The sequence below is a fragment of the Geminocystis herdmanii PCC 6308 genome, assembly GCF_000332235.1.
Lineage (GTDB): Bacteria > Cyanobacteriota > Cyanobacteriia > Cyanobacteriales > Cyanobacteriaceae > Geminocystis > Geminocystis herdmanii.
Genome location: NZ_CM001775.1, coordinates 2,650,308 through 2,665,007 on the forward strand (window position 1 = coordinate 2,650,308; position 14,700 = coordinate 2,665,007).

Genomic DNA, 14,700 nt, shown 5'->3' on the forward strand with positions numbered 1-14,700 from the left:
TAATATGCCATGAAAAAATATCCAAAAGTAATTAAAGTTAAAGCTATTTCTTCTCTAAAATTAGAAATTTTATTTGAAAATGGAGAACAGAAATTATACAATGTGTCAAAGTTAATTAATTTATCTCCTTTTGACAAGTTAACTGATTATAATTTTTTTAAGCAAGTAAAAGTTGATGAAAATGGTTACGGTATTTATTGGGATGATAACCTCGATTTAGCTGAGTCAGAATTATTTGAAAATAGTATAGCAATAAGTTCGATCGTGCTTAGGTCGTAATGTTTATGTGGTTGAGGGTTCGATCGTTGATTTGAAGTAAACTACTTATAAATAAAAAGGTGAATAAATCTTGTCCACCAACAAAATTAATAATTAAGTAAAATTAAATGATTAATATAATTGATCAAAAAGCTATTGAAAATAGAAAGAATGGGATAAATAAAATTAAAAACTATAGAGGAAATTTTGCTGATGAGGCAAAAAATATAGAAGATGAATTAAAACATGAAATAGAGGAAAAAGGAATCGATAATTTAATGGCTCATTTAAGACTTTGTGGTCATATTCCAGAGTCTTATAGTCATGACTCAACAGAAGAAAAATTATACTCAAAATATACAGATATTCTGTTATCTTTAACTTATGAATCACTGGGATTTAAAAGTATAGTTTTTGCAGAAAGAAGTGATAGTGCTGATGTCGAAATATTCGGTAAAAATTTTAATTTTATTGCTGATGCAAAGGCTTTTCGATTAAGTCGAACTGCTAAAAATCAGAAAGATTTTAAAATACAAGCAATGGATAATTGGAAAAGAGGAAAACCTTATGCTATGGTTGTTTGTCCTATCTATCAATTACCTAATCGTTCCAGTCAAATTTATCAACAAGCAATTACTCGAAATGTTTGTATTTTTACTTATTCTCACTTAACGCTTTTATTAAATTTTTCTCTCAAAGAAAATAAGTTAGTGATTGAGAATCTTTTGGAAGAAATTTTTAAAGTTATACCAGCGTTAAATCCATCTAAAAATGCTGTGGACTATTGGTTAGCTGTCAATAAAACTATATTAAATTTTTCAGATAAAATTCAAGAATTATGGCAATTAGAAAAACAAGTGGTGATAGAATCAACTAAAATTGCAAAAGAGGAAGCATTATATTTTCTTGCTTCGGAAAGAGAAAAAATTATGAAATTGAGTCATGAAGAAGCTCTCAAAGAATTAATTAAAATTAATAGAATTGATAGTCGAATAAAAACAATAGAATCCATTAAAGAAAACGGTTTATTTTCTATTCAATAAAATTATGAATATCACCAAATATCTTAACCAAATTATTCAAGGAAATTGTGTTGAAATAATGAAAAATTTTGATTCAAATTCCATTGATATGACTTTAACTTCTCCTCCCTATGATAATTTAAGGAGTTATAACGGTTATATTTTTCCCTTTGAAAAAATTGCTCAAGAATTATTTAGAATAACAAAAGAAGGCGGTGTTTTGGTGTGGGTTTGTGGCGATGCAACTATTAATAAAAGTGAAACAGGAACAAGTTTTAAACAGGCACTTTTTTTTAAAGAAATTGGTTTTAATCTCCATGATACGATGATTTTTCAAAAACAAAATCCTATCCCTCAAATTTATCGAAAAAGATATAATAATGTCTTTGAATATATGTTTGTATTTAGCAAAGGTGAAGTTAAAACTCATAATCCGATTAAGGTAGAATGTTTACACGCTGGATTAGAATTGAATGGTACGACTTATAAAAACTATTCTAAGGGTGAACAAAAAAGGGAAAAATTAGCTAACCCAGTGCAAAAAGAGAAAATAAAAGGTAATATTTGGCAATATGTAGTAGGTAAAAAAGCGGAAGATCAAGAAGCAAAAGGACATCCTGCACCTTTTCCTTGTGCTTTAGCAAGAGATCACATACTATCTTGGACAAATAAAAGCGATATTGTGCTTGATCCTATGTGTGGCAGTGGTACTACTTGCAAGTCTGCTTATCAATTCGATCGATTTTATATAGGTATCGATATTAGCGAAGAATACTGCAATTTAGCAAAGGAAAGAATTAATAATTCCAAATTACAACTAAGTCTCACTTTAGATTAAATTTCACGATATAAGTATAAAGTAATGTTGAAATGGTTTAAGGTTCGATCGAGCTTAGGTTGTAATGTTGATATGGTTAAAGGAGTTCGATATTTTGACATTTTATTGTACTAATTAATAGAAGAATTTTCCAGAAAACGAATAATAGGAGATTCATCTATTTTTTGTCCACCGAAAATGTTGTCTAAGGCTTGTTTTAGGGTTTGTGCCATGACGATTTTATTCTCATAAACCACGATGACTCTCGCTAAGGTGGGTACACTATTTTTATCCGCTTCGAGATATACTGGCTCTACATATAATAAGGATTCTTCTATGGGTATCACTAATAAATGTCCTTGTATGGCTTTTGAACCTTGACGATCCCATAAGGAGATTTGACCTGATATAATAGGGTCTTGATTGATCAATGCTTCTATTTGATCAGGACCATAGACTAATCTTTGCTTAGGAAACTGATACAATAACAGCTTACCATAGTTTTCATCGTCCGATCGAGCCGCTAACCATGCAATCAAATTCGGGCGAGAAATCGGGGTATAAGGATGTAATAAGATAAACTCCTCTTGGGTAGCAATGGGCAATTTCATGATTAAATAATAGGGTTGCATGGAAAGCATTTCACTACCGTAAATTTCTTCGGGGACTTGCCATTGATCTTCCCTGTTGTATAATACTTGAGGATCGGTAACGTGATAAGTTAGCAATCTCTCGGATTGGGTGTTAAAAAAGTCGATGGGATAGCGAATATGTTGTTTAATATCCCTAGGCATGGCACTTAAAGGTTTAAACAATTCGGGAAAAATTTTTGTCCAGACTTTGATAATAGGGTCTTCTTCATCGCTAATATAAAAGTTAACGTCACCATCTTCGGCGTTGATTAACACTTTAACTGAGTTGCGAATATAGTTAAAATTGTTGTCTCCTGCATCAGAATAGGGGTAATAATCGGAAATTGTATAACCGTCAATTAACCAATATAAATGGTTTGAGTCTTCATTGTTGCCTTTTGCGGCGATTAAATAAGCATCTCGATCGTAATACAAAAAAGGTGCGATCGCTTTCAATCTATCTCGCAGATTACGACGAAACAAAACCCTCGTTTCAGGAGTAAAGTTATTAGTTAATAACATCCGCCAATCTCGCAAATACACAGAAAACAAAAATTTACGGGTAAAGGAATTAAGATAAATTCCTCCTTCTCCATCGTAGGTATGATAAACATTTTCTTCTCCGCTAGGAAAATCAAACTCAGGTACTTTTGTGTTAGTCATGATATAGTTATTTGTAACTTGACCAAAATAAATACGAGGGCGATAGATAGGAATACTATTTCTTACTCCTTGAGAGGAAGTGTTTAACTCTCCGGGGTCTTGCGTTGTGCCAATGTCTTTAATAAAATAGTAAGGTAAGCCACCATCTGCCACTCGATTCACAGGAGACATGGTAAAACCGTAGCCGTGAGTATAAACTAAGTGTTGGTTTACCCAAGTTTGCGCTTGGGATGGTAACATTTGCGCATCTAATTCTCTAGCAGCAATAATTACTTGTTTATTTTGATTGATATTGAGATTCTTTTCCGTGGTGATATTATATCGATCGATGTCAGCATCATAAAACACATAATAAGGACGAATTTGTTGTAATTGACGATTTGCCTGTAAAATAGGACGAGTATCCCAAAGACGGATATTGTTAATAGTTAGGTAATTTTTTTCAATATCTGCTAAGGTTAAATTACCTTCAGGATTAAAAGTTTTAACCTCAATTTTATCTAAATTAAAAGCGGTTCTTGTTTCTTCAATATTATGAATAATATAAGGTTTTTCTAAAGCTAATTCGTTCGGTTGTACAATCATATTTTGTACTAAAACCCCTAATAAAAGTCCTAAAGAATATAAGACTGCGTAAAGAATAAAAGGGAAAGTTGAAAGAGAGATTAACCCTTTATTTGTTTGTTTTAAATTATATCTATTTTTGCTACTTGAACCGGTGAAAGATTTATAAAATAACCATATCGCCATAAGTAAAGCATAAATACTAGCAAGAGTTTCCCTAGGCAAACTAATATTTATATCGGTATAACCTGCACCATAAACTACTCCATCAGCCGAGAGTAAAAGTAGATAACGATTTAACCAATGAATCACTGCTAAAATGATCATTAATAATCCTGCTAAACCGTATAAATGTTTTAATTGATCTCTCGAAAAACCTTTAAATTTTCCCTCAGATAAACTTTTATTTGATAGTAAATAAGTTAAAGTTACAGAGACGATCGAATATATTAGTAAACCTTGTAATAATGAGACGATTATTTGTAAAAAAGGTATTTGAAAAATATAAAAACTTAAATCTTTATTAAAAATTGGATCTTGAACATTAAAAGGAATACTATTAAAATATTGTAAAAATTTTCCCCAGTAACCCGCTAAAATAAAAGCAAATAATCCACTATAATAAAAAGCAATAACGATTAACCATAATCTTGTTTTTAAGATTAATAAAGTAATAAAAATAACCATTAAAATTAATGGAAAACCTTCACTAAAAACATTATTAACTATCTCTTGAATATTGCTAATTAAAAAAGTTTTCGGAATAGTTGGTTTTAAATTTGGTAAATCTAAAGAGACATAATAAACCTTACTAATAATTTTGGTATAGTAAATAATACTAATACTAATTAACAGAGAAAAACTAATAATAATGGGAAGTAAATATTTTAATTTTAACTCAGGTGATTGAGCATACTCTTTATTTTTAAGTATTTTATCTGCACTAATAAAATTATTTTGTTGTCGTTTTTGTTTTTGAGCGATCGATAAATTAAACCATAAAAAAGAAAAAGAAATAATAAAAGTTCCTAACCATAAAAATACTTTAGTTAGAGAAAATTTCCAAAAAGTTTTTAAATAATTAACTTCTTGAAACCATAAAATATTAACCTCAATTTTACAAATAATTAAAATAATTGTATAAGCTAAAATTAATGATAATAGAAGGATAAAAAAATATTTTAAATAATTAATTTTTGAGTTCGATCGAACTTTTTCTGTGACAGTCATTAGTGCCTCCTATAATAGACATCAAACTATAAATATTTTAACCTTGATCATACTCATTAAGGTATAGATTGAAGATAAGTTAACACAATATATAAAACTTTTAAATAATGACAAAAATAGACAAAAACCAAAAACAACTAAAATTTTCTTGGCAGGAATTTAGAGAATATTGTGAGATTGTCGCTATCGACATTATTCATCATCAAAAATCCTATTCTCAGATAATAGCCATTGCGAGGGGAGGATTTTATTTAGGGGATTATCTTTCGAGAAGGCTAAAATTGCCTTTGTCTGTGATTGTGACTCAAAGTTATACTCAAGATAATCAACAAGGAAAGTTATCATTAGGAAACTTATCTTATATTATCCCCCCAGTGCAAAAAGTTTTGTTAGTGGATGATTTGTTAGATACAGGAGTTACTATGATAAAGACAAAAGAAATGTTAGAAAATACTTGGGGAGTGGAAGTTGATACCGCCGTGATATGGCAAAAATTTCATAGTCAATTTCAAGCCGACTATTGTCACAGTATCACCCCTTCGGATTATTGGATTCAACAACCCTTTGAAGTAGGGGATTAGATAGGGGATTGGGGGATTAGGGGACATTTTCAAATTACTTTTTACTCACTACTTGTTGTTAATTATTCTGATTCAATAAACTAACTAAACTAGACCAACGATCGTCCTTAATGGTACTATGTTGTTGAGACTCAATGGCTGGGGGTTGACAATCATTACCACAAAGAATGCGCAACGGCATAGCTAAGGATAATTGCTCATAAATCCATTCATCCATAATCAACTCACCATCTGGAGGTAAGGTTTCCGATAAATCTTCGCTAATAATTTCTCTTTCTAAAGGATAACTTAATAGAGGTTCTTCTTCTTTCAATAAAATAATTTCCGAAGTATCCACCTCCAAACGATGATTAAAACTTTGTAAACATCGATCGCAGGTTAACGTTAAAATAGTATGAGCTTGTAACTGCAACTCTAAAAAATTCCCCCGATGGGCAACCTGAAAAAAACCCCTCACAGGAGTAAGGCTATCCAAACCTGAAATTTGATGATTTAAAGCTATTTCCTCTTTTTGCTCAGGCATTTTTAACAATCGAGGAATATAAATTTTTTCCATAATAAACCTGACAACATCAGTGAAGCTAACATGAACATAGAGAATTAACAACTATTCTCGATCGATCCTTCAGAAATTATAACCAAGAATGTCACAATTTCTCACGATTTTCGATCGAACTCAAAAAAATGATACAAAAAAAAGAAATGAGGGAAAACTAAGAACACTCTATAATGAAAAACAAAACCATCTAAATTACTATGAGTCAGGGTGATTTATCTAGGGAAAACTTATTAGTACAACGTTACCAACTACAAGAAGTAATTGGTCACGGAGCAATGGGCATAGTCTATCGTGCCGAAGACACCGTATCTAAAAGGCAAAATGTCGCCATCAAAATTTTGTCGAAGGCTTTAGACGACATGAAAATGATTAAACGATTTCAAAGAGAAGCCACCGTTAGCGCTTTACTATCAGAAAGAAGTGACAACATTGTTAAAGTCACAGACTACGGCGTAGATGAAAATAAAGTACCTTTCTACGTCATGGAATACCTCAATGGGGAAAATCTTGATGACTTCATTGAAATACATAATGTTTCTATATTACAATTCTTAGACTTTGCCTCTCAAATGTGTCGAGCAATGGAAACAGCACATAATGGTATTTTTTTTGAAGGAGAAATTTGTCCTGTCATTCACCGAGATTTAAAACCTAGTAATATATTCCTAATTGAAGACGAGACAGGAAAACAAATCCTCAAAATACTAGATTTTGGCATCGCAAAATTAATCACCGATGACAAAGGTGACACTGAAGCCTTTATGGGTACACCAAGATATTGTTCTCCAGAACAAATACAAGGGCAAGACTTGGATAACAGATCAGATATTTATAGTTTGGGTATGGTAATGTATTTCATACTAGCAAAAAAATATCCTTGGAACATAGAAATCAACTCTGTTTCAGAATGGTATAAAGCACATACCGAATTAACGCCCGCTAGTTTTCCCCCCGACTTAAAAATTCCTCCAGAATTAGAAAAATTAATCCTTAAATGTCTCGAAAAATCTCCTAATAATCGCCCTCAAAGTGTCGGAGAAATTACCCAAAGAATAGAGGCGATCGCACGAAAAATAAATCATGAATCTCATACACAAAATACCACATCTATTAATAATAAAAAACTCCCCTTAGAAGCATTTTTATTGAATAGTAAATGGCCAGAAAATAAACCACAACAAAAAATAGTTTTTCCTCGTATTTTTCTTTTTGATCACAAAGTATATCCCAGTGTTTGTACAATGTTAGAGAGTAAAGATATTAAAGAAAGAAAAAATAATATTCGTTATAATCAATTCTTATTTCAAAGTTATCCCCATCCGATGATTTTATGGTTAACAGTATTATACAGCCCCGAAGAAGGCGCTCGTTGGTTGCCTTGTTACTTAGATTTAAAAACAAAAATTGGTCAACAAATGGTTAATCTATTAAGTGACTCTAAAAAATATTTCTTATTATTTTATGCCTTAGGAAATCCTCATAAATCTCAAGATTTATTATCATTTACTGTCATGTTAAAACAAAGAACTAACCTTAAACAATGGGCTTCCGTGAGTAATATGTTGAATATAAATCACAATGACGAAGCCGTAATTAGTAGGAAAAAATTAAAAGAAGATTTAGAACAATTAAAACCTAAAATTCTTTTAGAAATTGAAAAAAGCAACACACAAGAAATTCATGGTTAATTAAAGTTTCCCTCAGAGTTTTTTAAATGAGAGTGTAAAATAGCAGGTAGAAGATAAAATAAATAATTATAAATCAATCAAAATTTAATCACTTATATATGAACTTACTAGATATAATTACCGAAGATTATCGTCAATTTCCCCAAAATCAAACCTTTAGTATTTATGCTAAAAACGTCCATTTTAAAGACCCTATTTACAATTTTTATGGCATTCAAAAATATCAAAAAATGATTACTTTTTTAAGTAAATGGTTTAAAAATTTGCACTTAGAATTACATGAAATTACTGAAATAGAAAATCAAATAGATACCCGTTGGACAATGTCATGGAATAGCCCTTTACCTTGGCAACCTTTTGTTTCAGTTTCTGGTAGAAGTGAGTTGAAATTAAAAAATAACTTAATTATCGGTCATTATGACTATTGGTATATTTCTAAATGGGATTTAATTAAACAACACTTTAAAATAGGAAATAGAAGTTAGGAGATATTAGTAAAATTGATTTAAACATTTAAAAATTATGAATAATCCACCGAAAAAAAATCTAAATTCTGAGCAATATAAATACCTAAAAGCCGAAGCCGAAAAACCCTATAAAGGATTAAGAAAATTTATCTATTTTGGTTTTGGTGCATCAGGTGCGATCGGAGCTTTTATCTTTTTTGTCCAAATAATTGCTGGTAAAAATATCTCGAATAATATCCCTAATTTATTAATTCAAATTAGCGTTATTGCCTTAATGATATTCTTATTTAAACTAGAAAATAGGAAAGAAAAATGAGAAATTAAAAATCAATTATTAAAAAAATGAATATTTTTAAAGGAAATTAACTCACTTTAGTAGAGTTGTGCTATGAACAATGAAATTTATTTCTTTGCGGGGTAATGGTTTCACCATAAATCGCCTATATCCTGTCTCCTATCTCCTGTCTTCATCATTCGACTATGAGACAACCCCTATTTATCTGTCACCGCAGAAAATTTTAACAACGGAGACATTTTAGCTTTATTCAAACTCAAAACATTATCCTTCATGGCAAAATTATCAACTTGTTGTAAAGTCTGCATAAAATTAGCCTCCATTTCCATATTCTCACAAGCCATCATTGTAGAAGCCAATGGCGCAAAACTAATCACATTGCCTTCTTTCATCTCAAAACCTCCCATAAAATTATTACAACCGCCAAAACCATTGACTCGTTTATTTTCACTATCAAACATGATAAACATTGCTTCTTTTTGATTTTCCCCTTTCGTTACTGGTTTCCCCATAATCTCCGTTAATTCCCAACGAGTATTTATCAAACTGACTTCATCCCCATCTGAATTTTCCATGACATCAGGTTTTTCTGTTTCTTCTTTATTTTCTAGTTCAGCAGTATCAGTTACTTCTGTTGCTTCTATTGCCTCTGATTTTTCGGTAACTTCTGTTTCTTGAACTTTCGTAAGTATATATTTATCTGCTAAATCTCCAGTAATTCTATTACCTTCCATATCCAGTTGAAAAAGCATATTTTCACCCACAAGAAACTGATTAGGGGCATCTTTAACACTATCTAAAGAGATCGTATTTCCTGCGTTATTCCATTTAAAAGTACCTTTGACTTCCAATACTTCTTCACTTTTCCCAACATATTCTGTGGACATTACATAAGAAAGGTCTTGATTGAGGGTAAGAGTCGTTTTTATTCCCTCACAACTAGCACAAGGAATCATACCTTGATAAGTACCATTCCAATCTAAGGAATTAGCGCTCGTATCCCCTACAGTTTCTGTGATAGTGTTTTTATCTGACTCCATTGTCATCTCTGCTTGAGAAGGCAAAATATAATGACTTAAAGATAATGCCGTTAATAAACTGAGGGAAATTAGGATCGATCGATTTTTCATAGTCTGAATGATTTTTATCTAATTGTTTTATTCCCTAGACGTTTTTTCTTCAAAAAAGTTTCTTTACATCTCTCAAAAAAAAATATTGAGAATAATTAGCAATAAAGTTTTATAATTAAAATGGTAAGTTTAAAATGAAGCGATTAATACAATTTCATCAAATTATTACGAATTGAAACAAAAAACTCATGAAAGTTTCCCGATTTTTCAGATTAATCTTGGTAAATTGTCAATTTTGCTAATAAACTTAAACTAGCAATAATATATTGTTACACTTAGTAAAGAAAATTTAAAATTTAAAATATTAATATCATGGGTCGTACAGGCGTATTATTATTAAACTTAGGTGGTCCAGAAAAATTAGAGGATGTACGTCCTTTCCTATATAATTTATTCTCAGATCCCGAAATCATCCGTTTACCGTTTCCTTGGTTACAAAAGCCCCTTGCTTGGCTAATTTCAACCCTTCGCAGTAAAAAATCGGAAGCAAATTATAAAGAAATCGGCGGAGGCTCACCTTTATTACAGATAACCGAAGCTCAAGCTCAAGCCTTACAATCTAATTTATCAGCACAAGGTATCGACATTCAAGTTTATGTGGGAATGCGCTATTGGCATCCTTTTACGGAGGAAGCGATCGAGCAGATCAAAAAAGATAACATTGAAAAATTAGTTATCTTACCCCTATATCCTCAATTTTCCATTAGTACCAGTGGCTCAAGTTTTCGAGTCTTAGAGGAAATGTGGAAAACAGACCCTGATCTCAAAAATGTCGAATATACTTTAATATCCTCATGGCATAATCATCAAGGATATTTAGAAGCTATGGCGGACTTAATTCGACAGGAATTACAACAATTTACGAACCCTGATGGAGTACATATCTTCTTCAGTGCGCATGGTGTACCTAAAACCTATGTTACCGAAGCGGGAGACCCTTATCAAATAGAAATTGAAGAATGTACCGAATTAATCATGAAAACCCTGAATACAGGGAATCCTCACACTTTGGCTTATCAAAGTAAAGTCGGTCCTGTAGAATGGTTAAAACCCTATACCGAAGACGCATTGCACGAATTAGGGGAACAAAATATCAAAGATTTGTTAGTTGTACCCATTAGCTTTGTATCTGAACATATAGAGACATTACAAGAAATTGATCTCGAATATAGGGAAGTCGCCGAAGAAGTGGGTATTACCAATTTTAAACGTGTACCTGCCTTGAATACTCATCCCATGTTTATCGACGCTTTGAGCAATCTTACTACCCAAGCCTTAGAGAAAAATCCTTTACGCTTTGATGAAGTTACCCATCCTAAGAAAAATATGAAGATGTATCCCCAAGAAAAATGGGAATGGGGCTTAACCAGTGCCGCTGAAGTTTGGAATGGAAGACTGGCTATGTTAGGCTTTTTAGGCTTGATGGTGGAAATCATTAGTGGACATGGTCCTTTACACTTTATCGGTATTTTATAATAATTAATAATTAGCAATTAACAATTAATCAATTTTTTGAAAAAAATCAGCACATATAGTCATAAATAGGTTGTTATTTATCTTTAAAGGAAAATAAATCTCGAAGTTTTCAGGTTTTTGTTAATGGTATAATGAAAATCTCTGGAGTAAGTTCAATACAAGGTAATTGATTATTATTAGATATTTAGGTTCTTTCTCTATTCAATATTTTCCGACAATTCTATAAATTTACCTAATTTTATGCGCACGATCGAACAAATTAACGAGAAAATTCTTGACGGAAAAGCCAATGTATGCACGATCGAGGAATTAAAAACCCAAGTCAAAAAATTGGGTATTAAAAAAACTTATGAAAAATATGATGTAATTTGTACTGGCACATTTGAACCGATGGAGTCATCAGGGGCAATTTTGAACTTAGGACATACTGATCCCCCCATGAAAATTAGGGAATGTTGGCTAGATGGAGTTCCCGCCTACGCAGGATTTGGAGCGGTTGATCTTTATCTAGGAGCGACTGCCCATACTAGCTATAATCCTATTCATGATCACGACAATTCACCCTTACCAGAAAAAGGTGGTTCTCATGTCATTGAAAATCTCATTGCTGGTAAATCTGTCACCGTAAAAGCCATCGGACAAGTTACGGACTGTTATCCTCGTGCTTCCTTTGAATCCTCCATCTCCATCGACACAATAAATCAGTTTTACTTATATAATCCTCGTAATTTATACCAAAATTTCATCGTGGGAGTGAATGGGGGCGATCGACAGTTATATACTTATTTAGGACCACTATTACCCCGTTTAGGTAACGCCGTTTACAGTAGTATTGGTGCTATGTCACCCTTGTTAAATGATCCCAACTTAGAAGTAGTGGGCATTGGTAGTAAAATATTTTTGGGGGGAGCGCAGGGGATGATTGTCTGGGAAGGAACGCAACATTTCCCATTACAAAAAAGATTGCCGAACGATACACCCATAGGACCAGCATCAACTTTAGCCTTAGTTGGGGATGCAAAAAAAATGTCTCAGGAATGGGTAAGGGGTTGTTATTTCAAAAATTATGGACCATCCTTAATGTTAGGAGTAGGCATTCCTTTCCCCGTGTTAAACGAGAAAATCATCGAGCGTTGTGCCGTACAGGATGAAGATATTGTCGCCCCTGTAGTCGATTTTTCCATTCCTCGACGGGTGCGCCCTAGTTTTGGTTTAGTTAACTATGCTCAGTTGAAACATGGTAAGATTAAAATAGAAGGTCAAACTGTGCGAGTGGCTTCCGTGGCTAGTATGTATTTGAGTAATAAAGTCGCCCAAACCCTCAAACAATGGATTTTAGATCGTAATTTTACCATATCTGAACCCGTTGCCCCCTTACCGCTCGATCGAACTTTTGTCTCCCAAGATGGCGTAATTTAATTAGGGGTTGCTGAAAAAGTCTTTTGATGAGGATAGGAGAAAGGAGTCAGGAGACAGGAGATAGGAGAAATACTGAAACATCAAGATTTTGATGCTGTTGATAGATAGAATGAGTATAGTTGTATAAAAAAATAGGTCAAAAGTGTCGAATTTTTGAATAAAAATCCTCAAAACGGCGCACTTTTTCACTAATGTATTATGTCTAAACCTTTGATTTTAATAGTTTTCTGAGTTATTCAGCAAACCCTAATTAGCCATTGATTAATAAGCCTTAAAAACTTTACTACTAACTATAATTTAACGAATACTGATCACTGAGTATTTAAAGAAATTTGATATAACTGCTATGATAATTAAATGAACATTAGACATCGACCATAATGAACATCATAAGGGTTAAAACCCTTACTACGAACTCTTAATTAATTATTTACCATGCAACAGTTGGAAAAATCATCTCAATCATACTCCTTAACCGACTGGCGACAAGGTTATGAATCCCAGTATCAAGAATTAGACTATGTTATTGATGACATCGAAGGGGAGATACCTTCAGACTTATCAGGCACATTATACCGCAATGGACCCGGATTATTAGACGTTCACGGTACACCTTTACAACATCCTTTCGATGGTGATGGTATGATTTGCTCTTTCAGCTTCAATAATGGGAGTTGCTTTTTCCGTAATCGTTTTGTGAAAACTAAAGAATATTTAGAAGAGCAAAAAGCGGGTAAAATGCTCTATCGAGGTGTTTTTGGTAGTCAAAAACCGGGGGGGTGGTTAGCTAACTTATTTGACATCAGAGTTAAAAATATTGCTAATACTAATGTTATTTATTGGGGAGATAAGTTGTTGGCATTATGGGAAGCGGCACACCCTTATCGTCTTAATCCAGATAATTTGGAAACCATCGGTTTAGATAACTTAGACGGCATTCTACAAAAAGGTGATGTATTTAGCGCCCACCCTAGGATCGATCGACACTCTCAATTTAATCATGGTAAACCATCTTTAGTCAATTTTGGCATCAAACAAGAAGGAGTTTCCAGTACGATTAATCTCTATGAATTTGACGAATTAGGGAAAATCATCCAACAGTATAGCCATAAAACCCCCGGATTTTGCTTTATCCATGATTTTGTGATTACTCCTAACTATTGCATCTTTTTTCAGAATCCTACTAGCTATAATCCTTTACCCTTCGTTTTTGGTTTTAAAGGCGCTGGAGAATGCCTTGATTTCGATAACAGTAAACCCACCAAAATTATTTTAATTCCTCGTCATGCACCCCATGAGAAAGTAATTACCCTCGAAACCGAAGCAGGATTTATTTTTCACCATAGCAATGCCTTTGAAATCAATAATCAAGAAATAGTGGTGGATTCTGTGTGTTATGCTCAGTTAAGTCAAATTGATCCTGATAACAGTTATAAAGAAGTTGACTTTAATAAACTTGCACCGGGGCAACTATGGCGATTTAAACTAAATTTAGCCACGAAAAAAGTTACTAAAGAATTAATTAATCAGCGTTGTGTGGAATTTCCCTATATTCATCCTGACAATGTAGGCAGAGATTACCGTTATATCTTCATCGGTGCAACGGATCATCCCACAAATAACGCTCCTTTACAAGCCCTATTGAAACTAGATTTAGTGACCAAAGAAGAACAATTATATTCTTTTGCTCCAAAAGGTTTTGTCGGTGAGCCAGTATTTATACCTAAAGAGAATGGGGTTTCTGAGGATGATGGTTGGGTATTAAATTTAATTTATGATTCTCGTCATCATCGTTCAGATTTAGTTATATTCGATGGTAAGGATATTAGTCAACCTGTGGCAACTTTGCATTTAAAACAACATATCCCCTACGGATTACATGGCAGTTATCATTAGTTA

Annotated in this window: 13 protein-coding genes; 10 read left to right on the forward strand and 3 right to left on the reverse strand. The window is 32.7% G+C overall.

Going from position 1 to position 14,700, the window contains the following annotated elements:
• The first annotated feature begins 9 nt into the window (after positions 1-9).
• The 3 genes from SYN6308_RS13225 to SYN6308_RS13235 all read left to right on the forward strand — a co-directional run bounded on the left by SYN6308_RS13225 (position 10) and on the right by SYN6308_RS13235 (position 2,118).
• The gene (locus tag SYN6308_RS13225) at positions 10-279 is read left to right on the forward strand and encodes a DUF2442 domain-containing protein (RefSeq protein ID WP_017294926.1); all 270 of its coding nucleotides are present in this window, start codon (positions 10-12) and stop codon (positions 277-279) included.
• Positions 280-386: 107 nt separating this feature from the next.
• On the forward strand, positions 387-1,301 hold the full coding sequence (locus SYN6308_RS13230) for a HindIII family type II restriction endonuclease (RefSeq protein WP_017294927.1): 915 nt from the start codon (positions 387-389) through the stop codon (positions 1,299-1,301).
• Positions 1,302-1,305: 4 nt separating this feature from the next.
• The gene (locus SYN6308_RS13235; RefSeq protein WP_017294928.1) at positions 1,306-2,118 is read left to right on the forward strand and encodes a DNA-methyltransferase; all 813 of its coding nucleotides are present in this window, start codon (positions 1,306-1,308) and stop codon (positions 2,116-2,118) included.
• Positions 2,119-2,228: 110 nt separating this feature from the next.
• Here SYN6308_RS13235 and SYN6308_RS13240 read toward each other — a convergent pair whose 3' ends face one another.
• On the reverse strand, positions 2,229-5,186 hold the full coding sequence (locus SYN6308_RS13240; RefSeq protein ID WP_017294929.1) for a UPF0182 family protein: 2,958 nt from the start codon (positions 5,184-5,186) through the stop codon (positions 2,229-2,231).
• A 107-nt stretch (positions 5,187-5,293) separates the two neighbouring features.
• Here SYN6308_RS13240 and SYN6308_RS13245 point away from each other — a divergent pair, with 107 nt between their 5' ends.
• Positions 5,294-5,767 carry a phosphoribosyltransferase gene (locus tag SYN6308_RS13245; protein WP_017294930.1) on the forward strand — a complete coding sequence of 158 codons (474 nt, stop codon included), beginning with the start codon at positions 5,294-5,296 and terminating at the stop codon, positions 5,765-5,767.
• A gap of 58 nt (positions 5,768-5,825) precedes the next feature.
• Here the strand turns inward: SYN6308_RS13245 and SYN6308_RS13250 are convergent, their stop codons facing one another.
• Positions 5,826-6,323: a YceD family protein gene (locus SYN6308_RS13250; protein WP_017294931.1), complete on the reverse strand. Its 498-nt coding sequence runs from the start codon at positions 6,321-6,323 to the stop codon at positions 5,826-5,828.
• 200 nt (positions 6,324-6,523) lie between these two features.
• Between SYN6308_RS13250 and SYN6308_RS13255 the strand changes: the two genes are divergently transcribed.
• The 3 genes from SYN6308_RS13255 (at position 6,524) to SYN6308_RS13265 (ending at position 8,797) form a co-directional block, all read left to right on the forward strand.
• A complete protein-coding gene (locus SYN6308_RS13255) occupies positions 6,524-8,014 on the forward strand; it encodes a serine/threonine-protein kinase (RefSeq protein ID WP_017294932.1) in 1,491 nt (496 codons plus the stop codon).
• A 98-nt stretch (positions 8,015-8,112) separates the two neighbouring features.
• Positions 8,113-8,499 carry a DUF2358 domain-containing protein gene (locus SYN6308_RS13260; protein WP_017294933.1) on the forward strand — a complete coding sequence of 129 codons (387 nt, stop codon included), beginning with the start codon at positions 8,113-8,115 and terminating at the stop codon, positions 8,497-8,499.
• A 37-nt stretch (positions 8,500-8,536) separates the two neighbouring features.
• A complete protein-coding gene (locus SYN6308_RS13265; protein ID WP_017294934.1) occupies positions 8,537-8,797 on the forward strand; it encodes a DUF3493 domain-containing protein in 261 nt (86 codons plus the stop codon).
• 176 nt (positions 8,798-8,973) lie between these two features.
• Here the strand turns inward: SYN6308_RS13265 and SYN6308_RS25550 are convergent, their stop codons facing one another.
• Positions 8,974-9,906: a copper resistance protein NlpE N-terminal domain-containing protein gene (locus SYN6308_RS25550; protein WP_017294935.1), complete on the reverse strand. Its 933-nt coding sequence runs from the start codon at positions 9,904-9,906 to the stop codon at positions 8,974-8,976.
• Positions 9,907-10,218: 312 nt separating this feature from the next.
• Between SYN6308_RS25550 and hemH the strand changes: the two genes are divergently transcribed.
• The 3 genes from hemH to SYN6308_RS13285 all read left to right on the forward strand — a co-directional run bounded on the left by hemH (position 10,219) and on the right by SYN6308_RS13285 (position 14,697).
• Positions 10,219-11,382 (forward strand): ferrochelatase, encoded by a 1,164-nt coding sequence (gene hemH, locus SYN6308_RS13275; protein WP_017294936.1) that lies wholly within the window; start codon positions 10,219-10,221, stop codon positions 11,380-11,382.
• 240 nt (positions 11,383-11,622) lie between these two features.
• On the forward strand, positions 11,623-12,801 hold the full coding sequence (locus tag SYN6308_RS13280; protein ID WP_017294937.1) for a homocysteine biosynthesis protein: 1,179 nt from the start codon (positions 11,623-11,625) through the stop codon (positions 12,799-12,801).
• A gap of 435 nt (positions 12,802-13,236) precedes the next feature.
• A complete protein-coding gene (locus SYN6308_RS13285) occupies positions 13,237-14,697 on the forward strand; it encodes a carotenoid oxygenase family protein (RefSeq protein ID WP_017294938.1) in 1,461 nt (486 codons plus the stop codon).
• Positions 14,698-14,700 lie beyond the last annotated feature (3 nt).